1 protein-coding gene is annotated in these 406 nt (G+C 43.1%); it reads left to right on the top strand.

Features of this window, described 5'->3' with window-relative positions; translation table 11 throughout:
• Positions 1 to 236, top strand: a 236-nt coding sequence (locus tag D4A39_RS19335) for a YitT family protein (RefSeq protein WP_147393975.1), incomplete at its 5' end; no start/stop codon positions are given.
• Between the last annotated feature and the right edge of the window lie 170 nt (positions 237 to 406).

Genomic DNA, 406 nt, shown 5'->3' with positions numbered 1-406 from the left:
GCATCAATGTAGATGCTGATAGGGGAGTAACGGTGGTGAATGCCAGCGGTTTTTATTCCGGTCAGGATGTGAAGATGCTTTTCGTGTTAGCCAAGCAGCGTCAGGCTCCTGCTATCTTCCGTCTTATCAGCGAGATTGATCCCCATGCCTTTGTCAGTCAGAGTGCCGTTATCGGTGTGTATGGTGAAGGTTTTGACAAGATTAAATATAAAAGCAAAAAAGAGCACGGAGTTTAATATTCCGTGCTTTTTTGTGTTATAACGAAAAATTTCCCCAACCTGCTAGAAATAGTAGGTTAGGGGATATTTGTTATGATATTCTGTTACTGAACTTCCGCATGTGGTTCAAGTACGGGCTGAAGGTTCAGAAACTCCTAGTCTTTTACCTTTGCTTTACCCTTCGGCCA

It is taken from the genome of Alcanivorax profundi (genome assembly GCF_003597125.1).
Taxonomy (GTDB): domain Bacteria; phylum Pseudomonadota; class Gammaproteobacteria; order Pseudomonadales; family Alcanivoracaceae; genus Alcanivorax; species Alcanivorax profundi.
This window is presented reverse-complemented; position numbering and strand designations above follow the sequence as displayed.